The sequence below is a fragment of the Mycobacterium deserti genome (assembly GCF_025345615.1).
In the GTDB taxonomy this organism is placed as follows: domain Bacteria; phylum Actinomycetota; class Actinomycetes; order Mycobacteriales; family Mycobacteriaceae; genus Mycobacterium; species Mycobacterium deserti.
The window spans coordinates 87,267-108,818 of record NZ_JAODWD010000002.1 but is presented as its reverse complement, the minus strand read 5'-3'; the positions used below and the strand labels follow the sequence as shown (position 1 = coordinate 108,818).

Genomic DNA, 21,552 nt, shown 5'->3' with positions numbered 1-21,552 from the left:
TCCATGCTCGCGACAGCATGGCCCGATAAACAGCACCAAAGATGGGCGCCTCAAGTGGACCAAGCCGGCCCGACCCCGAGGGGTGCGGACTTCCTGCTGCTCGACCCGGCAACCGCACCGGCGCGCGGACTCACCGACTGGCTGGCGACCGCCCTGCGCAGCGCCATCGACGACGGCTTGCTGGCACCCGGTAGCCGGATACCCGCCACGCGGGTGTTGGCCACCGAACTCGGGGTATCGCGCGGTGTCGTCGTCGAGGCGTACCGGCGGCTCTCCGGTGAAGGTCTGGTTGGCGGCCGCACAGGCGGCGGGACGACGGTGCTGATCCAGCCGGCCCGCGCCGAGGGACCGCGCCCCCAACCTGCCCGCCAGGGCCCGCCCCGCCTGCCGAGACCGCGGCTCGGAACGGGCATCGACCTGTCGCCCGGGGTGCCTGACCTTTCGGCGTTTCCCCGCGGCTTGTGGCTGCGCACCGAGCGTGCCGTGCTGACCGAGACGCCGCCCGAGCAACTCGGATACGGCGATCCACGCGGACACCCGCGACTGCGCACGGCCCTGGCGCCGTGGCTCGCGCGCACGCGGGGCCTGCGCGCCGGACCCGACGACATCATCGTCGTATCCGGCGTCGCACAGGCCATGGCCCTGCTGGCGCAACAACTGTGCCGCGACGGCGTGGACTCGATCGCTGTCGAGGATCCCGGATCACGAGGTGCCGTAAACGAATTGGGGTTCTGGGGGCTGCGGCCGGTACCAGTGCCGGTCGACGACGACGGCATCCGCGTCGACGCGCTGGCGGCCAGTGGTGCGCGCGCCGCGTTCCTCACCCCAGCCCACCAGTTCCCGACCGGGGTCGTGCTCGCGCCACATCGGCGTCGTGAACTGCTGGCGTGGGCGATGATGGACGCCGAACTGGTCATCGAGGACGACTACGACGCGGAATACCGGTACGACCGCGCGCCGGTCCCCGCACTGCATGCCGCGGCCCCCGAGCGGATCGCCTATGCCGGAAGCACGTCCAAGAGCCTGGCCCCCGCGCTGCGGCTCGGCTGGCTGGTCGCACCGCCTCAACGCTATGAGGACCTGGTGGCCGCCAAACACGCCAGTGATCTCGGCAGCCCGACCGTGCCGCAGCTCGTGCTCGCCCGTCTGCTGGAAAGCGGCGAATACGACCGGCACGTCCGACTTGTCCGAACCCGGCACCGCGCCCGGCGCGACGCGCTGCTCAGTGGGCTGAGCGAGGCGCTGCCTGCGGTGACCGTCAAGGGTGTCGCGGCGGGCCTGCATCTGCTGATCACGCTGCCCGACGGCTCCGTCGACGACGTCGCGCTCGCCGAGGAGTTGCAAGAAGCCTCGGTACTGGTGCACCCGCTGTCCTGGCACCGCCGGCTGCCCGGCCCGCCGGGGCTCGTGCTCGGGTATGCCGCGCACTCTCCGGACAGTCTCCGCGCGGCCGCCGCGACGATCGGACAGGTGGTGACCTCGCGGCTCAGCTGAGGCAGGCGCCCGTCGCCACCGGTTCGTAGGCGTCGTCGGCGGGCAGCAGTGTCGCGGTCTTCGCCGAGGTGAGGGCGAAACCGGTGGTCGCGTTCTGCACGTCGTTACCGAACACCACGCCCAGAACGCGACCCGTCATGTCGATGAGCGGACTGCCGCTGCCACCGTGAAACTCCCGCTCACCCGCGACCGTGTAGATGTACACCGGTCGAATGACATTGGTCGTCTGATAGATGTTCGGGCCGTCGAGGTTGTTCACTTCGCGAATGCGTGCCGGCATCGCGGCGAATTCGCCCGCGCCGGGGAACCCCAGCACCAGCGCTTCGGCACCGGATTTCGCCTCGTAGCCGGCGAGCACGAGCGGCGGCGCGGCCAGATCGGGCACATCGAGGACGGCGATGTCGGCATCGGGGTCGAATGACACCACGCGGGCCGCGGAATCCTTGTCGCCGTTCTCGACGGTGACCGCGTCACCGCCCGCGACCACGTGCGCATTGGTGAGCACCCGGTTCTTGCCCACCACGAAACCGGTGCCCGAGAGCAACTTGTTGCAGCTCTTGGCTTCTGCGCGGATCTTCAACACGCTGGGCCGCACCAGCCCGACCACCTGGTCCTGAGCCAGCGCCGGATCGGGCGCCTGTGCCGCGGTCGGAGCCTCGCGATCCTGCAGGCCACTGCAGCCGCTCAACGCGACAGCCACCGACAGGATGAGCGCGATCGCCGAAGGAGCAACCCGCATTCGCCGCATCGGCTCAGCCTAGTCACGTAACGTATTGGGGCGCGGGACTTGGCGAGCGGAACGGGGGCAGATGCGGCACTACTACACCGCAGACCAGATCCGCGAAGCCGAAGCGCCGCTGCTGGCGACGTTGCCCGGCGGTGCCCTTATGCGGCGCGCCGCCTACGGTTTGGCAAGCGTGATCGCGCGCGAACTCATCGTGCTCACCGGCGCCATCGCCGGGCGACGCATCTGCGCGATCGTCGGCTCCGGTGACAACGGGGGCGACGCGTTGTGGGCCGCGACGTTTCTGCGCAGACGGGGTGCGGCCGCCTCGGCGGTGCTGCTCAACCGCGACCGCACTCACCCCATGGCACTGAATGCATTCACCCGCGCGGGTGGCCGCATCGTGGAAACCATCCCTGCGGCAACCGATCTGGTGATCGACGGCGTGGTGGGAATCTCCGGCTCGGGTCCGCTGCGGCCCGACGCCGCGAGAATCTTCGCTGACGTCGCCGCGCCCGTCGTGGCTGTCGATATTCCCAGCGGCATCGACGTCTGGACCGGGGCCACCGATGGACCGCACGTCGACGCGGCGCTGACCGTGACATTCGGCGGCCTGAAACCAGTTCACGCACTGGGTGATTGCGGGCGCGTGGAACTCGTTGACATCGGGCTCGAGCTGCCGTCGGCCGACGTGCTCGAATTCGAGGCCGCTGACGTCAGGGCCCGCTGGCCGGTACCGGGCCCCAAAGACGACAAGTACAGCCAGGGCGTCACCGGCGTGCTAGCGGGCTCCGCGACGTACCCCGGCGCCGCCGTGCTGTGTGGCGGCGCCGCGGTCGCCGCTACGTCCGGTATGGTCCGCTACGCGGGAAGTGCAGGGCAGCAAGTGCTTTCCCAGTGGCCGGAGGTGATCGCCGCGCCCACCGCGCAAGCGTCCGGCCGAGTGCAGGCGTGGGTCGTCGGCCCCGGCATCGGCACCGATGACACCGGGGCGTCGGCGCTGATGTTCGCGTTGAGCAGTGACCTTCCGGTCATCGTGGACGCCGATGCCCTGACCATCCTGGCCGCACACCCCGACCTCGTCGTGAAACGCGCGGCCCCGACGGTGCTGACTCCACATGCGGGCGAATACAAGCGCCTCGCCGGCTCGGAGCCCGGCGAAGACCGTGTCGCTGCCGCCCGCAAGCTGGCCGACCGCATGGGCGTCACCGTTCTGTTGAAGGGCAACGTGACCGTCGTCGCTGAGCCCGGCGGACCGGTATACCTCAACCCGGCCGGTCAATCATGGGCCGCCACAGCAGGATCCGGTGATGTGCTGTCGGGCATGATCGGCGCGCTGCTGGCCGCCGGACTGCCCGCGGGAGAGGCTGCGGCCGCTGCGGCGTTCGTTCACGCTCGCGCCGCCAACCTGTCGGCGCTCGACCCCGGTCCGAACCCCGCGCCGACGTCCGCGTCGCGCATCCTCGCCCATGTCCGCTCCGCGATCGCCAGTCTGTAGCTAGAAAGGTTCCTCATGCCGCGCAACAGAAGTCACGCTCCGCAGGTCGCCCCGGCCTATACCGGACGGTTGGAGATGGCACCTGTGCCGTCGCTGCGGTTGCCAGAGGAGCAGATGGATCCCGACGCCGTCTACCGGTTCATCCACGACGAATTGATGCTCGATGGCAGCTCGCGGCTGAACCTGGCGACGTTCGTCACGACGTGGATGGACCCGCAGGCTGAGCGGCTGATGGCCGAGACGTTCGACAAGAACATGATCGACAAGGACGAGTATCCCGCGACCGCAGCGATCGAGCAGCGCTGCGTGTGCATGGTGGCTGACCTCTTCCACGCGGAGGGCCTGCGTGACGACGACCCGTCCACCGCTACTGGCGTCTCGACCATCGGGTCGAGCGAGGCGGTGATGCTCGCGGGGTTGGCGATGAAGTGGCGTTGGCGAGAGAAGGTCGGTGAGAACTGGAAGGGGCGCACGCCGAATCTGGTGATGGGCGCCAACGTCCAGGTGGTCTGGGAGAAGTTCTGCCGCTATTTCGACGTCGAACCGCGGTACCTGCCGATGGCCGAAGACCGTTACGTGATCACGCCCGAGCAGGTGCTCGACCACGTCGACGAGGACACCATCGGCGTCGTGGCGATTCTCGGGACGACGTTCACCGGCGAGCTCGAGCCGATCCGCGAGATCTGCGCGGCACTGGACGAACTGGCGGCCGGCGGGGGAGTCGACGTTCCGGTGCACGTCGACGCGGCCAGCGGCGGCTTCGTCGTGCCGTTCCTACATCCCGACCTGAAGTGGGACTTCCGGCTGCCTCGGGTCGTGTCCATCAACGTCAGCGGCCACAAATACGGCCTGACCTATCCGGGCATCGGGTTCGTCGTCTGGCGTAGTGCGCAGTACCTGCCCGAAGATCTGGTGTTTCGGGTCAATTACCTCGGCGGCGACATGCCGACGTTCACGTTGAACTTCTCGCGGCCGGGCAATCAGGTGGTCGGCCAGTACTACAACTTCTTGCGCCTCGGCCGCGCCGGCTATGCGGAAGTGATGCGGTGTTTGTCGCAGACCGCGCGGTGGCTCGGCGAGCAGCTTCGCGACAGTGAGCACTTCGAGGTGGTTGCGGACGGGTCGGCGATTCCGGTGGTCAGCTTCCGGCTGAAGGGCGATTTCGGCTACACCGAATTCGACGTTTCGCAGATGCTGCGGGGCTACGGGTGGCAGGTGCCCGCCTACACCATGCCCGAGGGCGCCACCGACGTCACGATGCTGCGCGTCGTGGTGCGCGAGGGTTTCTCCGCGGATTTGGGCAGAGCACTGTACGACGACATCGTCACCGCGCTCGGGCACCTCGACGAGCTCAAGCCGCAGGGCCATTTCGACCAGGTGCAGCCCTTCGCGCACTAGTGCGGGCCGCGCTCCCGGGCAGGTCTGGGACAATCGAGGTGTCATGACCACGCATTCGACCGACCTGACCGCCCCCGCAGCGCAGGCCGTCGTCGATCTCGACGCCGTTGCGCACAACGTCGGCCTGCTGCGCGACCGTGCGGGCGCGGCGCAGGTGATGGCTGTCGTCAAGGCCGACGGGTACGGCCACGGTGCGACGGAGGTCGGCCGCGCCGCCCTGGCCGCGGGCGCGGCCGAACTCGGCGTCGCGACGACCGACGAGGGACTGGCACTGCGTCGAGACGGCGTCACCGCCCCGGTCTTGGCATGGCTGCATCCGCCGGGCACCGACTTCGCACCCGCACTGCGGGCCGACATCCAGATCGGTGTCTCCTCACTGCGTCAGCTCGGTGAGGTGCTCGACGCCGCGCAGCGCACCGGCCGCACCGCTGCCGTCACCGTCAAGGTGGACACGGGACTGAGCCGCAACGGCGCAAGCCCGGCCGAGTACTCGGAGATGTTGCAGGCGCTGAAACGCGCCGAGGCCGACGGCGCGGTCCGATTGCGCGGCATCATGTCGCACCTGGCCCACGGGGACGACCCGGATAACCCGTTCAACGACCGGCAGGCGCAGCGCCTGACCGACATGGTGAAAGCCGCCCGCGAACAGGGCGTCGCATTCGAGATCGTCCACCTCAGCAATTCGCCCGCGGCGATGACCCGCCGGGACCTGGCCTTCGACATGGTCCGCCCCGGCATTGCGGTGTACGGCCAGACGCCCATCCCGTCGCGTGGCGATATGGATCTGCGGCCGGCGATGACGCTGAAATGCACAGTGGCGCTCGTTCGTTCCGTGCGTGCGGGCGACGGCGTGTCCTACGGTCACACGTGGGTCGCCGATCGCGACGCCACCCTGGCGCTGCTGCCGGTCGGCTACGCCGACGGGGTCTTCCGCAACCTGAGCGGCCGCATCGACGTGCTCATCAACGGTCGGTTGCGGCCGAGCGTGGGGCGCGTCTGCATGGACCAGTTCGTCGTCGACGTGGGCACCGACGGTGATGTCGCCGAGGGCGACGAGGCCATCCTGTTCGGGCCGGGTGACCATGGCGAGACCACGGCACAGGACTGGGCCGAGCTGCTTGGCACCATCAACTACGAGGTGGTCACCAGTCCGCGCGGCCGGGTTGCCAGAAGTTACCGATCGAAGCAGAGCCGACCTTGAGTGACAACGATATCGTCGCCGCGCGCGGGCGCGGGTCGAGGGCAGGCTGGCTCGCAGGACTTGCGGGCCTGACCGCGGTCGGCGCCGCGGCAGGCGTCTCCGTCGCGCGGTCGATGCGCCGTCGCGTGACGATCGACGACCCCTACCGGGACGAGGACTTCGAACTTCTCGACGCCGACCGCAGTTACGTCGTCACCACGGCGGACGGAGTGCCACTGGCCGTCCGCGAAGTCGGCCCCCAGGACGCACCCCTGACCGTCGTGTTCGCCCACGGCTTCTGTCTTCGCATGGGCGCCTTTCACTTTCAGAGGGCGAGGCTCACCGATCAGTGGGGCGACCAGGTCCGCATGGTGTTCTACGACCAGCGTGGGCACGGTCAGTCGGGCGAGGCGCCGGCGGCGACGTACACCGTGACCCAGTTGGGCCAGGATCTCGAGTCGGTACTCGCCGTGATGGCGCCGAAAGGCCCAGTGGTGTTGGTGGGGCACTCGATGGGCGGCATGACCGTGCTGTCGCACGCCCGGCAGTATCCGCAGCAATATCCGACGCGGATCGTCGGCGCAGCGCTCATCGCGTCTGCGGCCGAGGGGATTTCGCGGTCCCCGCTGGGCGAGGTCCTGCGGAACCCGGCGCTGGAGGCGGCGCGCTTCGCCGTGCGGTACGCACCCAAAACCGTGCACCGCACCCGCGGCGCGGCGAAGTCGGTCATCGCGCCGATCCTGCGCGCGGCGTCCTACGGCGACGAGAAGATCAGCCCGAGCGTGGTCGCGTTCTCGGAGGAGATGATGCACGGCACGCCCATCGCGACTCTGGTGGAGTTCCTGCACGCGCTCGAGGTGCATGACGAGACGGCGGGTCTCGAGACACTCAAGAAGGTGCCGACGCTTATCGTCTGTCGCGACCGAGACCTGCTGACGTCCAAGGAGTACTCGCAAGCCATGGCTGCCGCGCTGCCCAAGGCGGAGTTGGTGATCGTTCCCGGCGCAGGACATCTCGTGCAGCTCGAGCAACCCGAAGTCGTCGACGACGCCCTTGTGCAGTTCGTCGAGCGCGCCACCCCGTCCAAACTCGTCGCGCTCACCCGGCGCGTGCGCGAACGGGTCCGCCGTGGTTGACCGCCGCGGCGGTACGGCGGAACTGGTGACCGCCGATGACACGATCGCGCTCGGCGCCCGGCTCGGCAAAGACCTCCGAGCCGGGGACGTGGTGGTGCTGTCCGGTCCGCTGGGCGCAGGAAAGACGGTGTTGGCCAAGGGAATCGCGCAGGCGATGGATGTCGAGGGCCCGGTGATCTCTCCGACGTTCGTGCTGGCCCGCGTGCATCGTCCGCGACGCCCGGCCGCGCCGACGATGATTCACGTCGACCTGTATCGCCTACTCGACAGCGCGTCGGTCGACCTCCTCGCCGAACTGGACTCACTCGATCTCGACACCGACCTCGAAGACGCGGTCGTGGTCGTCGAGTGGGGCGAGGGCCTGGCCGAGCGGCTCTCCGACAGCCACCTCGACGTGCGGCTCGAACGCGCCCGCGACACCGACGTGCGCACCGCCGTATGGGAATGGAGCGGGCCGTGAGCGGGTCGCGCACGGCAGGAGGACACGGAACCCTCGTGCTGGCCATCGACACGGCGACACCCGCTGTCACCGCCGGCGTCGTGCGCGTCGAAGGTTTCGAGGTGCTCGCCGAGCGGGTCACCGTCGACGCCCGCGCGCACGCCGAACAGCTCACGCCCAACGTGGTCGGCGCCTTGGCCGACGCCTCGATCGCAGTCGGCGACCTCGGCGCTGTCGTCGTCGGATGCGGCCCCGGCCCGTTCACCGGGTTGCGGGTGGGCATGGCCAGCGCGGCGGCGTTCGGGCACGCGCTCGGCGTCCCTGTGCACGGAGTGTGCAGCCTCGACGGGATCGGCATCGACACCGACGGCGACGCGCTGGTGGTGACCGATGCCCGTCGCCGCGAGGTCTACTGGGCGCGCTACCGCGACGGTGTCCGGATCGACGGCCCGGCCGTCAACGCACCGGCCGATGTGCCCGGGGCGGTGGATGCACTCACACGGCCGCCCGTGTATCCGACCGTCGCCGGACTGGTGCGCGCCGTTGACGATTGGTCCGCGAACCCGGCGCCGCTGGTCCCGCTGTATCTGCGCCGTCCCGATGCCAAGCCGTCGGTGCCGACGCGATGACCGGCTCGGCGGAGGTGGTTTACGGCAAGCTGACGCGTCACGACGCGGCTCGGTGCGCCGAGCTGGAGGCCCAGCTGTTCGAGGGCGACGACCCGTGGCCGGAGCGGGCGTTTCTGGCCGAGCTCGCCGCCAAGCACATCCACTACGTGGCCGCGCGCGCCAGAATCGAATCGCCGGCTCAGCCGGCGGTCGACAAACTCGTCGGGTACGCGGGAATCGCCCGGCTCGGACGCACGCGTCCCTACGAATACGAGATCCACACCGTCGGCGTCGACCCGGCCTACCAGGGCCGGGGGATCGGCAGACGCATGGTCGCCAGCCTGCTCGAATACGCCTCGGGCGGAGCGGTTTTCCTCGAGGTCCGCACCGACAACGAGGCGGCGATCGCGCTGTACGAGAGCTTCGGCTTCGTCAACGTCGGACTGCGGAAACGCTACTACCGCGCCAGCGGCGCGGACGCGTATACGATGCGGCGGGACCCGTCATGATCATTCTGGCCATCGAGAGCTCCTGCGACGAAACCGGCGTCGGCATCGCCGAACTGAGCGCCGACGGCGCCGTGCGCCTGTTGGCCGACGAGGTGGCCTCCAGCGTCGACGAGCACGCGCGGTTCGGCGGCGTCGTCCCCGAGATCGCATCACGCGCGCACCTCGAGGCGTTGGGGCCGACGATGCGCCGGGCTCTCGAAGCGGCCGGTGTCGACAAGCCCGACGTGGTCGCCGCCACGATCGGACCGGGACTCGCGGGGGCGTTGCTGGTGGGAGTCGCTGCGGCCAAAGCGTATTCGGCTGCTTGGCAGGTGCCGTTCTACGGCGTCAACCACCTCGGTGGTCATCTGGCCGCCGACGTCTACGACCATGGCCCGCTGCCCGAGAGTGTCGGGCTGCTGGTGTCCGGCGGGCACACCAACCTGCTGCACGTGCGGTCGCTGGGCGAACCGATCGTCGAACTCGGCAGCACCGTCGACGATGCCGCGGGGGAGGCCTACGACAAGGTCGCGCGGCTGCTGGGTCTCGGCTATCCGGGCGGGAAGGTGCTCGACGACCTGGCCCGCGAGGGGGATCGCGACGCGATTGTCTTTCCGCGCGGCATGTCCGGCCCGCGCGACGACCCGTATGCGTTCAGCTTCTCCGGGCTCAAGACGGCGGTTGCACGTTATGTCGAGAGCCACCCTGATTCGCGACAGGCCGACGTCGCGGCCGGCTTTCAGGAGGCGGTCGCCGACGTGTTGACCAAGAAGGCCGTGGCCGCCTGTCAGCAGTTGGAGGTGTCGACCCTGTTGATCGCAGGTGGGGTGGCCGCCAACTCCCGGCTCCGCGAGCTGGCCGACGAGCGGTGCGCGGCCAACGGGCTGACCCTGCGGATCCCGCGGCCGCGGCTGTGCACGGACAACGGCGCGATGATCGCGTCGTTCGCGGCCCACCTGATCGCTGCGGGCGCGGCGCCGTCGCCGCTGGATGCCGCGAGCGATCCCGGGCTGCCGGTGGTGCAGGGACAGGTCACGTGATCTTGTCGAGGGGCGACCTTGAGTGCTAGCACTCTCATGTATAGAGTGCTAGGTGGCAGACGCCCAACCCCCTGCGCCGGCACCCGCGACGACGACGCGAGGGCACGGACGGTATGCCGAACACCTGGTAATTGAGACATCCGGAAACCCCCGGATCGACACCCGAACTAGTGGAGGGCTCCATCGTGGCGAGCGTGAACATTAAGCCACTCGAGGACAAGATCCTCGTACAGGCCAACGAGGCCGAGACCACGACCGCTTCCGGTCTGGTCATCCCCGACACCGCCAAGGAGAAGCCACAGGAAGGCACCGTCGTCGCAGTCGGTCCCGGTCGCTGGGACGAGGACGGCGAGAAGCGCATTCCGCTTGACGTCTCCGAGGGCGACACCGTCATCTACAGCAAGTACGGCGGCACCGAGATCAAGTACAACGGCGAGGAGTACCTGATCCTGTCTGCCCGCGACGTGCTGGCAGTCGTCAACAAGTAAGCACCCGTGTTCCGCCCCGGGAATCCCCGTCACACGGGAGATTTCCGGGGCGGCATGCGTATAGCGGAAAGTCAACTATGAGCAAGCAGATTGAGTTCAACGAAACTGCGCGCCGCGCAATGGAAGCCGGCGTAGACAAGCTCGCCGACGCGGTGCGCGTGACGCTCGGCCCACGCGGCAGGAACGTGGTGCTGGCCAAGTCGTGGGGCGGGCCGACCGTCACCAACGACGGCGTGACCATCGCCCGCGAGATCGAGCTGGAAGACCCGTTCGAGAACCTCGGTGCCCAACTCGTCAAGTCGGTGGCCACCAAGACCAACGACGTCGCAGGCGACGGCACCACCACCGCGACCGTGCTCGCTCAGGCGATCGTCAAGGCGGGGCTGCGCAACGTCGCGGCCGGTGCCAACCCGATCGCCCTCGGTGCCGGCATCTCGAAGGCCGCCGACGCGGTCTCCGAGGCGCTGCTGGCCTCGGCGACGCCGGTGTCGGACAAGAACGGCATCGCCCAGGTCGCCACGGTCTCGTCGCGCGACGAGCTGATCGGCGAGCTGGTCGGCGAGGCGATGACCAAGGTCGGCACCGACGGAGTCGTGTCGGTCGAGGAGTCCTCGACGCTGAACACCGAGCTGGACATCACCGACGGCGTCGGCTTCGACAAGGGTTACATCTCGGCGTACTTCATTACCGACTTCGACGCCCAGGAAGCGGTTCTCGAGGATGCGGTGATTCTGTTGCACCGCGAGAAGGTCAGCTCGCTGCCCGACCTGCTGCCGCTTCTGGAGAAGGTCGCCGAAGCGGGCAAGCCGTTGCTGATCATTGCCGAAGACGTTGAGGGCGAAGCGCTTTCGACGCTGGTGGTCAACTCGATTCGCAAGACGCTCAAGGCCGTCGCCGTGAAGGCGCCGTTTTTCGGTGATCGTCGCAAGGCGTTCCTCGAAGACCTCGCGATCGTCACCGGCGGTCAGGTCGTCAACCCCGACGTCGGGCTGCTGCTGCGCGAGGTCGGCCTCGATGTGCTGGGCTCGGCACGGCGCGTGGTCGTCGACAAGGACAGCACCACGATCGTCGACGGTGGCGGCACCAAGGACGCCATCGAGGGGCGCAAGGCACAGCTGCGGGCGGAGATCGAGACCAGCGATTCGGACTGGGACCGCGAGAAGCTCGAGGAGCGGTTGGCGAAGCTGGCCGGCGGCGTCGCCGTCATCAAGGTCGGCGCTGCCACCGAAACCGATCTGAAGAAGCGCAAGGAAGCGGTCGAGGATGCGGTGGCGGCGGCCAAGGCCGCTGTCGAGGAGGGCATCATCGCCGGCGGCGGTTCGGCGCTGGTCAAGGCGCGCGCCGCGCTCGACTCGTTGCGTGAGAGCGTCTCCGGCGACGAGCGGCTCGGGGTCGACGTGTTCGCCTCCGCGCTGTCGGCGCCGCTGTACTGGATCGCCACGAACGCCGGGCTCGACGGCTCGGTCGTGGTGAACAAGGTCTCGGAGCTGCCCGCCGGGCAGGGCTTCAACGCCGCCACACTCGAGTACGGCGACCTGGCCGCCGACGGGGTCGTCGACCCGGTCAAGGTCACTCGCTCTGCGGTGCTCAACGCCGCGTCCGTCGCCCGGATGTTGCTGACCACCGAGACAGCGGTGGTGGAGAAGCCGGCCGAGGAGGCCGAAGACCACGGCCACGGCCACGGTCATCACCACCACTGAGTGAATTGAAAACGAACACCCCCGGCGAAACCGCCGGGGGTGTTTCGTTTTCGCTAGGCCAGGACAGCCGGGCTCGCATCGCGACGTCAGCCCCGGCACGGGCGGTCCGGGCGGTAGCCGCCAAAATTGTTGTGCGGATTCACTTTCGGCCCTTCGGCTCGTTGTGGCGGTGCTCTCGCTCGTAGGCCGCCGTCAGCCGAAACACTGCGCGCTCGATCGCCGGGACGATCTCGGTCACCTCGATCTCGCCGTCGGCGAAGCGGCCGAGAAATCCGTAGATCACTCCGGTCAAGATCAGCTCGAGATCTTCGGCGAAGGCCGAATCCACCTCGGTGAGAATGGCTCTGACGATCGGGACGACGGCGTCGATGCCTCGCTGTATCAGTCTTTCGCCCCCGGGGCCTGTTCGTGCGCGAAAGTAGCACCGAAGCATCAGAGGGTGCTGCTCCCAGGGTTCGAAGATGGTCCGCAGCACCTGCATCAGGCGGGCGTACAGCGAACCGTCACCGTCGGCGGGCACCGACAGGCCCGCGTACCTGTTGGTTTCCATCCACCACTCGAGGGCGGCGACGATCAGTTCGTCGCGCGTTGCGTACCGCTTGTAGATCGTCGCCAGTGAAACCCGAGCCCGCCGCGCCACCTCACGCAGCGCAACGGCCTCGTCGCCTTGGGTGTCGAGCAACTCGACGACGGTCTCGAGGATGGGATCGGCTGCCTGACCGGCCGCCGCGTTGGCCCTCGTTCCATCGGGTGAAGCTGCTTTCGCCGGCACAGTAACCATGTTACTGTACCGCCTCAGTAACGCGGTTACCGGCGGACTAACCGGGCCGAGCATCGAGGAAAGCAGGAGTTTCGTGGGTCAGCTCGACGGCAGAGTCGCCTTCATCACCGGTGTCGCACGAGGTCAGGGACGAAGCCACGCGTTACGCCTCGCCCGCGAAGGGGCGAGCATCATCGGCGTCGACATCGGCGTCGACATCCCGGCGAACCACTACGCGATGGCGACGCGTGACGACCTCGACGAGACGGTGGCACTGGTCGAAGCCCAGGGCGGCAAGATCGCCGCGTCGGTCGCCGATGTGCGCGACTTCCGCCAGGTGAAGTCCGCCCTCGACGCCGGCGTGGAGCAGTTCGGTCGCCTCGACATCGTCTTGGCGAACGCGGGCATCGCGCCCGTCGCGTTTCGCGAGCTGACCGTCGACGAAGAGCTCGAGCAGTGGAAGGCGGCCATCGGTGTCAATCTCGACGGCGCGTACCACACTGCGTGGGCGGCGATCCCACACCTGCTCGCGGGCAACCGCGGCGGCGTGATCATCTTCACCAGCTCTACTGCCGGGCTGAAGGGGTTCGGCGGCATGCAGGGTGGGGGTTTGGGCTATGCGGCCTCCAAGCACGGAATCGTCGGGCTCATGCGCACATTGGCCAATGCTCTTGCCCCCGCCAACATTCGCGTCAACACGGTCCACCCCACCGCGGTGAACACCATGATGGCCGTCAACCCGGCCATGACCGAGTTCCTCGAGAACTACCCCGGCGACGGCCCACACCTGCAGAACCCCATGCCCGTCAACCTGCTCGAGCCAGAAGACATCAGTGCCGCGATCGCCTACCTGGTCTCCGACGAGGCCAAGTACGTCACCGGCGTGACGTTCCCCGTCGACGCAGGTTTCTGCAACAAGCTATGAGGGTCGCCGGTAAACGCGTGCTGGTCACGGGGGCCGCACGGGGAATGGGCCGCAGCCATGCCGTCCGCCTCGCCGAAGAAGGCGCCGACCTCATCCTCGTCGACATCTGTGAGTCGCTGCCCGAGGTGGAGTATCCGTTGGCGTCGCGAGAAGACCTGGAGGAAACCGCTCGGCTGGTCGAGAAACACAACCGCCGTGTAACGACCCACGTGGTGGATGTGCGCGATGCGTCCGCCTTGGCCGCCGCCGTTGACGCCGGTGTGACAGAGCTGGGGGGTCTGGACGCGGCGGTTGCCAATGCCGGTGTGCTGACCGTCGGAACCTGGGACACAACGACTTCCGCACAGTGGCGAACCGTCGTCGACGTGAACCTGATCGGCAGCTGGAACACGTGCGCGGCCGCTTTGCCACATCTGGTCGATCACGGCGGCAGTCTGATCCTGATCAGCTCCGCGGCGGGCCTGAAGGGCACGCCGTTGCATCTGCCTTACACCGCGTCGAAGCACGGAGTCGTCGGACTCAGCCGAGCCCTGGCCAATGAGCTGGCGGCACAGAACGTGCGGGTGAACACCGTGCACCCCACCGGTGTGCCGACGGGCATGCAACCGGAGTCGCTGCATGGTCTGCTCGGCGACTCGCGGCCCGACCTCGTGCCGATCTTCCTCAACGCGCTGCCCATCGTGATGGCCGACGCCATCGACGTCAGCAACGCCGTGCTCTTCCTGGCGTCCGACGAATCGCGGTACGTGACCGGACTCGAGTTCAAGGTCGATGCCGGCGTCACCCTGCGCTAGTGCGCAGTCGACGAAAGAAACGATGTGATGACCTCAGATACCGAACGGCACGAGTTGAGTCGGCGCAGTTTCGCCGAAGTGATGACGTTCTCGGCCCCCGACGACGTCACCGCCGCAACGACGATGCTCGACTTCGTTTTCGCCGAGGTGTGGCGGCGCCCCGGACTGAGCCGGCGGGACCGACGCTTCGTGACGTTGCCCTGTGTCGCGGCCGCCGACGCCGAAGGGCCTCTGCGCGACCATGTGTATGCCGCACTCAATAGCGGTGATCTGACGATCGTCGAAATGCGCGAGACAGTACTACATTTCGCGGTCTACGGCGGATGGCCCAAGGCGTCGCGCTTCAACATCGCCGTCGATGAACAGTGGGAACGCATCCATCGCGAGCGGGGACAGGAGGTCCCGGTGCCGGAGCCACTTCTTCCGCTGACCACGCCCAGCGACCCCGAGGCGCGGCTGTCGGTCGGCGAGCAGGCGTTCCGGGAGATCAACTGCATCCCGTTCGCGCCGATCCGGGACAACCCGTATTCCGGCGCGGGCATCCTCAACTTCGTCTTCGGCGAGATGTGGCTGCGCCCGGGGCTCGGGATGAAGGAACGGCGACTGGTGACCGTGGCGTGCGTCGCCTTTCAGGACGCGCCGATCCCGATCCTGAGCCACGTTTACGCGGCCCTCAAGAGTCGCGATGTGTCGTTCGACGAAATGGATGAATTGGCATTGCATTTCGCCGCCTACTATGGCTGGCCGAAGGCTGCTCATCTGAACCAGGTCATCGACGAGCAGAAGCGTCGCGTCACCGGGGAATGGGCAGCCGAGGCGGAGGCGGTCTCGTGATCGGCGCATCCGTTGCCCAGCCCGTCACGCCGGACCAGGTGCACGGCCTGCTGGTTGGCGGTGACCGCATCACCGCCTCCTCGCTGCCGCACCACACCCACATCTTCCCCGCGACCGGCCGGCCCAACGCGGCCGTCACGCTGGCAGGCAAGCCGGAGATCGACCTTGCTGTCGCCTCCGCCTGGGATGCCCACCGGGAGTGGACGGCGCTGACGGTCGATCGGCGGCGTGATCTGCTCATCAATCTGGCCGATGTCGTCGGTGCGCATCTCGACGAACTCGCCGCGCTGAACGTCCACGACTACGCGGTACCGGTCTCGTTCGCAGGCACTGCCCTTCTGCTGGAACGGTTTCTGCGCCATTTCGCGGGATACGTCGACAAGCCGCTGGGTTCGAGCACACCAGTCGACGGTTCCTTCGACATCAACCTCGTCGAACGTGATCCGTACGGTGTCGTCGGCGTCATCGCACCGTGGAACGGTGCGCTGGCCGTCGCAGGATCGTGCATCGCTCCGGCGCTCGCCGCGGGAAACGCCGTTGTCTTCAAGCCTTCTGAGCTTGCGCCGCTGGCCTCGCTGCGGTTCGGCGAACTGTGTCTGCAAGCGGGTCTTCCGCGCGGGCTTGTCAACGTCGTGCCCGCCGGCCCAGAGGGCGGCGACGCACTGGTGCGGCACCCGGGCGTCCGCAAGATCCATTTCACCGGGGGCGGCGACACCGCGCGCAGGGTGCTGCAGGCGGCCGCGAGTAATCTGACTCCTGTTGTCGCCGAGTTGGGCGGCAAGTCGGCCAGCGTCATCTTCGCCGACGCCGACCTCGATGCCGCAGCGATGCTGTCGGCCCATCAAGGGCCGCTCATGCAGTCCGGGCAAAGCTGCGCGTGTGCCAGCCGCATCCTGGTGCAGGACAGGGTGTACGACGCCTTCGTCGAGAAGTTCCTCGCCGTCGTCACCTCGGCCGAGATTGGCGACCCGTTCGATCCCGCAGTGGTTTTCGGTCCTGTCGTCAGCGATGCCGCTGCGCACCGCATCCTCAGCACGGTCGATGCGGCCGTCCGCGCGCGAGCCGGCAGCCTGCTGACGGGAGGACGGCGCATCAGCGGTGACCTCGCCGCCGGTTACTACATCGAACCGACAGTTTTTGGCGACGTCGACAACACCTCCGAGCTGGCTCGCACGGAGACGTTCGGACCGGTCGTGTCCGTCATCAGATTCGGCGACGCGGCGGACGCCGTGCGCCTGGCCAACGACACGTCCTACGGGCTGAACGCCTTCGTGCACACCCGTGACCTCAACCGGGCCCACAGCGTCGCCCGGCGTCTCGAAGCCGGCTCGGTCTGGATCAACACGTTCAGCGACATCGCGCCGCAGGGACCGTACGGCGGTTACAAGCAGAGCGGCTTCGGCCGCACCGGCGGCGCCGAGGGATTACAGGAGTTCCTGCAGGTGAAAAACATTCGCATCGGGATGGGAGCGCGATCGTGAGCGATCTGGCGTCAGTCGACTACTTCACCGACCAAGCCGTTGCGCAGGATCCCTACGACTATTACGAGTACCTGCGCGCCCAGGGGCCCGTCTTCCGCGAACCGCACCACGGTGTCGTGGCGGTCACCGGCTACGCCGAGGTGATGTCCGCGTTCAAGGACGTCGAGTCGTTCTCGGCGGTCAACGCGATCGGCGGGCCCTTCCCACCGCTTCCGTTCGAACCGGAGGGCGATGACATCTCCGCGCAGATCGATGCGCATCGTCACCGATTCCCGATCTTCGAGCACATGGTGGTGATGGACCCGCCCGAGCACGATCGGGCGCGGTCACTTCTGAGCAAGCTCCTGACGCCTCGCAGGCTCAAGGAGAACGAAGACTACATATGGCGACTCGCCGACCGGCAACTCGACGAGTTCATCACCAACGGCCGGTGCGAGTTTCTATCCGAGTACGCCAAACCCTTTGCGACACTGGCAATAACCGATCTGCTGGGCGTCCCGGAAGACGACCGCCAAGAAATCCGGCATGCGCTGGGCGCGGGTAGGGCGCCCGGCGCCACGGTCGGCGCACTCAACGGTGACCCCGTGGGCCGCAATCCGTTGAAATACCTCGACGACATATTCAGCGCCTACATCGCGGAGCGACGGCGCAACCCGCGCAACGACGTCCTCGGCGGTATGGCCTCCGCCGTGTATCCGGACGGCTCCACACCCGAGCTTCTCGATGTGGTTCGCCCGGCGACGTTTCTGTTCGCCGCGGGTCAGGAGACCGTCACAAAGCTACTCAGTGCGGCCGTGCAGACACTGGGTGATCGACCGCAATTCCAGCAACAGCTTCGTGACGACCCCACGCTGATCTCCGCATTCATCGAGGAGTCCCTGAGGATGCAGAGCCCGACGAAAGTCGACTTCCGGCTGGCCCGCAAGACGGCATCGCTTGGCGGCGTGCACATCCCGGCCGGAACTGTCCTCATGCTGTGCCTCGGTGCGGCGAATCGTGACCCCCACAAGTTCGACGATCCGCACACGTTTCGCTTGGACCGAAAAAACGTGCGCGAACACATCGCCTTCGGGCGCGGCATTCACACGTGCGCCGGGGCGCCCCTGGCGCGGGTCGAAGGGCAGATCACCGTCAAGCGCCTTCTCGACCGCATGCGCGACATCGCCATCAGCGATGCCGCGCACGGTTCGGCACCTGACCGGCGGTACCGCTACGAGCCGACCTTTTTGCTCCGAGGACTCACCGAGCTGCACATCGAGTTCACGCCCGTCTGAACCTCTACGACGCGCGGCGGATGCCCCGCTTGAGCAGAAGTTCACGCTCGGCCTCCGACAGGCCGCCCCATATTCCGTAGGGTTCGCCGACGGCGAGTGCGTGCGCGCGGCACTGAGTGATCACCGGGCAGCTACGGCACATCTCTTTGGCGCGGAGTTCCCGCTGCGCTCTCGCGCGGCCGCGCTCGCCGTCGGGATGGAAGAACACCGACGAGTCGACGCCCCGACACAGGCCCTGCATCTGCCAATCCCAAATGTCTGCATTCGGCCCGGGTAGCTCTTGCGGCTGTGGCATTTGGAAACCCCTCTCTACGCACCCTTTTCGTGAACGCGTCAGTGCGTGAGTTGTGGAACAGGTCCGAGCACATGTCGCCAATGACTACTCGTGAACACAAACTAGGGGGGCTTATGAAAATCCGTCAATAGCCCGCACATGTGCTCAATCGCATAGGCGCTGACCGAGAATTAACGTTGCGTTCATCTGCTCGATGTTTGGGCAACACGGCAATTGGTCATTAATCGCGGTCGGGCTCAACGTTTTTGCTGATCGCGCGATATGCGCGTGCTGCAGCGGCATTTTCCGCTCGGTACGCCGTTGACACGCGCGTAACACGGCCACCATGAACTGTTAACTAATGCGATTTCAGTGAATTAATCACCCGCGTGTGCCCAGCGGTACCGGGTTCCTGACGGCTCGTTGATAGCGTCGCAACCCGATGTCCGAGGAATCTGAGCTGTCCGCCGTCGCCTTCGGTGAGGACCCCGGCCGATGGCCACTGCCGTCGGCGACCACGCCGTACGCGCTGTGGTTGCGGGCCGTCGCCGCCGGCGGACAGGGCCGCTACGGCAGCGCCCTCGCAGATCTGGCGGACCTGTGCCGTCGGCGTCGGGCAGGAAGCCTCGCGTCCCTGGCGCACAGCACGCGCGCGTCGTTCCTCCGCCAGCTGGGCGGGCACGACCGCGCCCGCATGTTCGACGGCCGAGCGCTGGCGCTCGCAGGCGCTGATCCCGAAGCGGGCGCCGATGCGCTGATCGGGTTGGCGGCCGACGCGCTCGGCGTGGGGCGATTCGCGACCTCGGCGAGTGCGCTGAGGCGCGCGGCCCCGCTGGTGCGGGACTCGGTGCGGCTGCAGGTGCGCCTCGCGTGGGTGCGTGCCGAACTCGAGATGGCCGGCGGGCGCGGTGCCGCGTCGGTGACACATGCCCAATGCGCCGTCGAGCTGGCCGCGACCTACGGATCCGCGCGCCACGCCGTCAAGTCCGAGGTGGTCAACGCGGCGGCACTGTGCAGCGCTGGGCGCACCGACGCATCGCGTCAGGTGGCCGACGCCGCGCTGCCGGCGTCCGAACGTTTGGGGATGATTCCGCTGCGCTGGGCGTTGGCCAGCCTGCTCGCCGACATCGGCAGTGCGGCGTACTCGGCGGCGCAGATAGCGGCGATTCGCGACGAGTCGGCAGATACAGTGCGTCGCCGGGGCGGCATGTGGTCGGTGCGGTGACCCGGTCCGCCCCATCTAGATCGTTATTGTTTAGCTCAGCCACCCCACCGGGTTGAGGCCCGTTCGTAACGCTGGAGAGATCGCCCACGATGACAATTTCGGGAGAACGTCTCGATTCTGTCGTTGCTGAGGCTGTGGCAGGCAACCGGGACGCGCTCAGGGAGGTGCTGGAGACCATCCGTCCGATCGTTGTTCGGTACTGCCGGGCAAGGGTCGGAACAGCGGAACGAAGCGGTCTGTCAGCAGATGACATCGCGCAGGAGGTGTGCTTGGCCGCCATCACGGCGCTGCCGCGCTACAAGGATCAGGGACGACCGTTCCTGGCCTTCGTGTACGGCATTGCTGCACACAAAGTCGCCGACGCGCATCGCGCGGCGGGCCGGAATCGATCCGACCCCACCGACGTCGTGCCGGAGCGGTTCTCTCTGGATGCAGGTCCGGAGCAGATGGCGCTGGACTCCGAGTCGTCGGCTCGGATGAACAAGCTGCTGGCCACCCTGCCCGACAAGCAGCGCGAAATCCTGATCCTGCGCGTGGTTGTCGGAATGAGCGCGGAGGAGACCGCTGAGGCGGTCGGCAGCACTGCCGGCGCGGTCCGCGTCGCCCAGCACCGCGCGCTCGCTCGACTCAAGCAGGAAATCATCTCGACGGGGCACGACCATGCCTGACTTCGGACGCTGGACTGGCAACGGGGGAGATCCGTCCCTCAACGACATCAACCGCACCGACCGGTTCCTCGACTCGCTGGCGTTCGCGCAGCCGGTGTATTCGACCGATTCCGGCGAAGCCGAACTCGCCAACCTGATGGCGGGGTGGCGTGACGAGGTCCGCACGCCTCCGCTGAAGACCCCGATAACACCGCGCGACGCGGTCGTCGCGCTCGACCGCGCAACCGCGACGCGTCGACGCACGCGGTCCTTGGCCCTCGTCGGGTCGACCGCCGCGGCGGTGCTGTGCCTCGGTGGATTCGTGTCCGTGGTCGCAGGCGCCGGTCCTGGCGACACGCTCTATGGTCTGCACACGATGTTGTTCGGCGAGGATTCTCCGCGCAACGATTCGGTGATGCTGGCCAGCCAGCAGCTCGCTGAGGTGCAGCAGCTGATCGACGAAGGTCAGTGGGACGCCGCTCAGAACAAATTGCAGACGCTGACTACGACGGTCGCGACGGTCAACGACGTCGAGCAGAAGCAGGAACTTGTCACCCAATGGCAGGAGCTGACGGTGAAGGTGGAGGCCAAGGACGCCGCCGCCACCATTCCGCCGAACGCGTCCGCGCCGGAGTTTCCCGACGTGCCGGTCATCGTGCTCGACACGCCGACCACCACTGCGCCGTCGTCGGACCCGACCTTGTCGCCGTCGACACCTCTGCCGACCCCGACGCCGTCGACCCCGTTGCCGACGCCCTCAGGCCCGTTGCCGACACCGTCGACGCCGCTGCCGTCACCGTCGACCCCGTTGCCGTCACCGTCGACACCACTGCCGACCCCGACGCAGCCTGCTCCGCGACCGACACCACTGCCGACCCCGACGCAGCCTGCTCCGCGACCGACGCCGCTGCCGACCCCGACGGTCGCACCGCCGCTACCCACCGCCACCGCGACAGTCGTTCCGACCAGGGAGCCGGTGGTGATACCGACGATTGTGGAGCCGGCACCGGTGCAGGAGGAGGAGCCGACGCCTGAGGCTCCGCCGGTGATTCAGGCGCCTGCGCCGCAGACGGCGATCACGACCACGGTGGTGGTGCCGGAGCCCGACAACGAGCCGCGTGGCCAGGGTCGCAACGACGGGTAGA

At 67.7% G+C, this 21,552-nt stretch carries 22 protein-coding genes; 19 read left to right on the top strand and 3 right to left on the bottom strand.

The genetic code is table 11. From position 1 onward, the window contains the following. Positions 1–54 precede the first annotated feature (54 nt). Positions 55–1,494 (top strand): MocR-like pyridoxine biosynthesis transcription factor PdxR, encoded by a 1,440-nt coding sequence (gene pdxR / locus N4S67_RS06645; protein WP_260992179.1) that lies wholly within the window; start codon positions 55–57, stop codon positions 1,492–1,494. Here the strand turns inward: pdxR and N4S67_RS06640 are convergent. Continuing rightward, complete coding sequence (locus N4S67_RS06640) at positions 1,487–2,242, bottom strand: trypsin-like peptidase domain-containing protein (RefSeq protein ID WP_260992178.1); 756 nt, start codon at positions 2,240–2,242, stop codon at positions 1,487–1,489. The two genes, pdxR and N4S67_RS06640, sit on opposite strands and share 8 nt — an antisense overlap. 61 nt (positions 2,243–2,303) lie before the next feature. On the opposite strand from N4S67_RS06640, the gene N4S67_RS06635 reads away from it, so the two are divergent. The 10 genes from N4S67_RS06635 to groL all read left to right on the top strand — a co-directional run bounded on the left by N4S67_RS06635 (position 2,304) and on the right by groL (position 12,193). Beyond that, the gene (locus N4S67_RS06635; RefSeq protein WP_260992177.1) at positions 2,304–3,716 is read left to right on the top strand and encodes an NAD(P)H-hydrate dehydratase; all 1,413 of its coding nucleotides are present in this window, start codon (positions 2,304–2,306) and stop codon (positions 3,714–3,716) included. 15 nt (positions 3,717–3,731) lie between these two features. After that, positions 3,732–5,114, top strand: coding sequence for a glutamate decarboxylase (locus N4S67_RS06630; RefSeq protein WP_260992176.1), 1,383 nt, complete (start codon positions 3,732–3,734; stop codon positions 5,112–5,114). 43 nt (positions 5,115–5,157) lie between these two features. Further along, positions 5,158–6,315: an alanine racemase gene (alr, locus tag N4S67_RS06625; protein WP_260992175.1), complete on the top strand. Its 1,158-nt coding sequence runs from the start codon at positions 5,158–5,160 to the stop codon at positions 6,313–6,315. 11 nt (positions 6,316–6,326) lie between these two features. Further along, positions 6,327–7,430, top strand: a complete 1,104-nt coding sequence (locus N4S67_RS06620) for an alpha/beta fold hydrolase (RefSeq protein ID WP_390893318.1) — start codon at positions 6,327–6,329, stop codon at positions 7,428–7,430. Continuing rightward, entirely contained in the window at positions 7,423–7,890 is a 468-nt protein-coding gene (tsaE, locus tag N4S67_RS06615) for a tRNA (adenosine(37)-N6)-threonylcarbamoyltransferase complex ATPase subunit type 1 TsaE (RefSeq protein ID WP_260992173.1), read from the top strand. Before N4S67_RS06620 ends, tsaE begins: the two co-directional genes overlap by 8 nt. Further along, positions 7,875–8,498, top strand: a complete 624-nt coding sequence (tsaB, locus tag N4S67_RS06610; RefSeq protein ID WP_390893261.1) for a tRNA (adenosine(37)-N6)-threonylcarbamoyltransferase complex dimerization subunit type 1 TsaB — start codon at positions 7,875–7,877, stop codon at positions 8,496–8,498. Before tsaE ends, tsaB begins: the two co-directional genes overlap by 16 nt. Then, positions 8,495–8,986 (top strand): ribosomal protein S18-alanine N-acetyltransferase, encoded by a 492-nt coding sequence (gene rimI, locus N4S67_RS06605; RefSeq protein WP_260992171.1) that lies wholly within the window; start codon positions 8,495–8,497, stop codon positions 8,984–8,986. The genes tsaB and rimI overlap by 4 nt, the downstream gene beginning before the upstream one ends. After that, positions 8,983–10,005, top strand: a complete 1,023-nt coding sequence (tsaD, locus tag N4S67_RS06600) for a tRNA (adenosine(37)-N6)-threonylcarbamoyltransferase complex transferase subunit TsaD (protein WP_260992170.1) — start codon at positions 8,983–8,985, stop codon at positions 10,003–10,005. The genes rimI and tsaD overlap by 4 nt, the downstream gene beginning before the upstream one ends. A gap of 185 nt (positions 10,006–10,190) precedes the next feature. Further along, complete coding sequence (gene groES, locus N4S67_RS06595) at positions 10,191–10,493, top strand: co-chaperone GroES (RefSeq protein WP_046754122.1); 303 nt, start codon at positions 10,191–10,193, stop codon at positions 10,491–10,493. 77 nt (positions 10,494–10,570) lie between these two features. Then, the gene (groL, locus tag N4S67_RS06590) at positions 10,571–12,193 is read left to right on the top strand and encodes a chaperonin GroEL (protein ID WP_260992169.1); all 1,623 of its coding nucleotides are present in this window, start codon (positions 10,571–10,573) and stop codon (positions 12,191–12,193) included. Between the two features lie 139 nt (positions 12,194–12,332). Here groL and N4S67_RS06585 read toward each other — a convergent pair whose 3' ends face one another. After that, entirely contained in the window at positions 12,333–12,974 is a 642-nt protein-coding gene (locus N4S67_RS06585) for a TetR family transcriptional regulator (protein ID WP_390893260.1), read from the bottom strand. Between the two features lie 73 nt (positions 12,975–13,047). Here N4S67_RS06585 and N4S67_RS06580 point away from each other — a divergent pair, with 73 nt between their 5' ends. The 5 genes from N4S67_RS06580 to N4S67_RS06560 are packed head-to-tail and all read left to right on the top strand — an operon-like array spanning position 13,048 to position 18,261. Next, on the top strand, positions 13,048–13,878 hold the full coding sequence (locus N4S67_RS06580; protein ID WP_260992168.1) for a mycofactocin-coupled SDR family oxidoreductase: 831 nt from the start codon (positions 13,048–13,050) through the stop codon (positions 13,876–13,878). Next, positions 13,875–14,672 carry a mycofactocin-coupled SDR family oxidoreductase gene (locus N4S67_RS06575; RefSeq protein ID WP_260992167.1) on the top strand — a complete coding sequence of 266 codons (798 nt, stop codon included), beginning with the start codon at positions 13,875–13,877 and terminating at the stop codon, positions 14,670–14,672. The genes N4S67_RS06580 and N4S67_RS06575 overlap by 4 nt, the downstream gene beginning before the upstream one ends. Positions 14,673–14,699: 27 nt before the next feature. After that, complete coding sequence (locus tag N4S67_RS06570) at positions 14,700–15,506, top strand: carboxymuconolactone decarboxylase family protein (protein WP_260992166.1); 807 nt, start codon at positions 14,700–14,702, stop codon at positions 15,504–15,506. After that, positions 15,476–16,987 (top strand): aldehyde dehydrogenase family protein, encoded by a 1,512-nt coding sequence (locus tag N4S67_RS06565; RefSeq protein WP_260992165.1) that lies wholly within the window; start codon positions 15,476–15,478, stop codon positions 16,985–16,987. Before N4S67_RS06570 ends, N4S67_RS06565 begins: the two co-directional genes overlap by 31 nt. Then, complete coding sequence (locus N4S67_RS06560; protein ID WP_260992164.1) at positions 16,984–18,261, top strand: cytochrome P450; 1,278 nt, start codon at positions 16,984–16,986, stop codon at positions 18,259–18,261. Before N4S67_RS06565 ends, N4S67_RS06560 begins: the two co-directional genes overlap by 4 nt. Positions 18,262–18,265: 4 nt before the next feature. On the opposite strand, the gene N4S67_RS06555 is transcribed toward N4S67_RS06560, so the two are convergent. Then, positions 18,266–18,556 carry a WhiB family transcriptional regulator gene (locus tag N4S67_RS06555; protein ID WP_260992163.1) on the bottom strand — a complete coding sequence of 97 codons (291 nt, stop codon included), beginning with the start codon at positions 18,554–18,556 and terminating at the stop codon, positions 18,266–18,268. A 421-nt stretch (positions 18,557–18,977) separates the two neighbouring features. On the opposite strand from N4S67_RS06555, the gene N4S67_RS06550 reads away from it, so the two are divergent. The 3 genes from N4S67_RS06550 (at position 18,978) to N4S67_RS06540 (ending at position 21,551) form a co-directional block, all read left to right on the top strand. Further along, positions 18,978–19,760, top strand: a complete 783-nt coding sequence (locus N4S67_RS06550; RefSeq protein ID WP_260992162.1) for a hypothetical protein — start codon at positions 18,978–18,980, stop codon at positions 19,758–19,760. Between the two features lie 89 nt (positions 19,761–19,849). Further along, positions 19,850–20,428 (top strand): sigma-70 family RNA polymerase sigma factor, encoded by a 579-nt coding sequence (locus N4S67_RS06545; protein WP_260992161.1) that lies wholly within the window; start codon positions 19,850–19,852, stop codon positions 20,426–20,428. Further along, the gene (locus tag N4S67_RS06540; protein ID WP_260992160.1) at positions 20,421–21,551 is read left to right on the top strand and encodes an anti-sigma-D factor RsdA; all 1,131 of its coding nucleotides are present in this window, start codon (positions 20,421–20,423) and stop codon (positions 21,549–21,551) included. Before N4S67_RS06545 ends, N4S67_RS06540 begins: the two co-directional genes overlap by 8 nt. The last annotated feature ends 1 nt before the right edge of the window (position 21,552 follow it).

Bases quoted from the DNA above. Each gene is read 5' to 3' on its own strand.
- N4S67_RS06640 (WP_260992178.1), bottom strand. From the start codon at position 2,242: ATGCGGCGAATGCGGGTTGCTCCTTCGGCGATCGCGCTCATCCTGTCG.
- N4S67_RS06635 (WP_260992177.1), top strand. From the start codon at position 2,304: ATGCGGCACTACTACACCGCAGACCAGATCCGCGAAGCCGAAGCGCCG.
- N4S67_RS06630 (WP_260992176.1), top strand. From the start codon at position 3,732: ATGCCGCGCAACAGAAGTCACGCTCCGCAGGTCGCCCCGGCCTATACC.
- alr (WP_260992175.1), top strand. From the start codon at position 5,158: ATGACCACGCATTCGACCGACCTGACCGCCCCCGCAGCGCAGGCCGTC.
- tsaB (WP_390893261.1), top strand. From the start codon at position 7,875: ATGGAGCGGGCCGTGAGCGGGTCGCGCACGGCAGGAGGACACGGAACC.
- rimI (WP_260992171.1), top strand. From the start codon at position 8,495: ATGACCGGCTCGGCGGAGGTGGTTTACGGCAAGCTGACGCGTCACGAC.
- tsaD (WP_260992170.1), top strand. From the start codon at position 8,983: ATGATCATTCTGGCCATCGAGAGCTCCTGCGACGAAACCGGCGTCGGC.
- groL (WP_260992169.1), top strand. From the start codon at position 10,571: ATGAGCAAGCAGATTGAGTTCAACGAAACTGCGCGCCGCGCAATGGAA.
- N4S67_RS06585 (WP_390893260.1), bottom strand. From the start codon at position 12,974: ATGGTTACTGTGCCGGCGAAAGCAGCTTCACCCGATGGAACGAGGGCC.
- N4S67_RS06575 (WP_260992167.1), top strand. From the start codon at position 13,875: ATGAGGGTCGCCGGTAAACGCGTGCTGGTCACGGGGGCCGCACGGGGA.
- N4S67_RS06570 (WP_260992166.1), top strand. From the start codon at position 14,700: ATGACCTCAGATACCGAACGGCACGAGTTGAGTCGGCGCAGTTTCGCC.
- N4S67_RS06565 (WP_260992165.1), top strand. From the start codon at position 15,476: ATGGGCAGCCGAGGCGGAGGCGGTCTCGTGATCGGCGCATCCGTTGCC.
- N4S67_RS06555 (WP_260992163.1), bottom strand. From the start codon at position 18,556: ATGCCACAGCCGCAAGAGCTACCCGGGCCGAATGCAGACATTTGGGAT.
- N4S67_RS06550 (WP_260992162.1), top strand. From the start codon at position 18,978: ATGTCCGAGGAATCTGAGCTGTCCGCCGTCGCCTTCGGTGAGGACCCC.
- N4S67_RS06545 (WP_260992161.1), top strand. From the start codon at position 19,850: ATGACAATTTCGGGAGAACGTCTCGATTCTGTCGTTGCTGAGGCTGTG.
- N4S67_RS06540 (WP_260992160.1), top strand. From the start codon at position 20,421: ATGCCTGACTTCGGACGCTGGACTGGCAACGGGGGAGATCCGTCCCTC.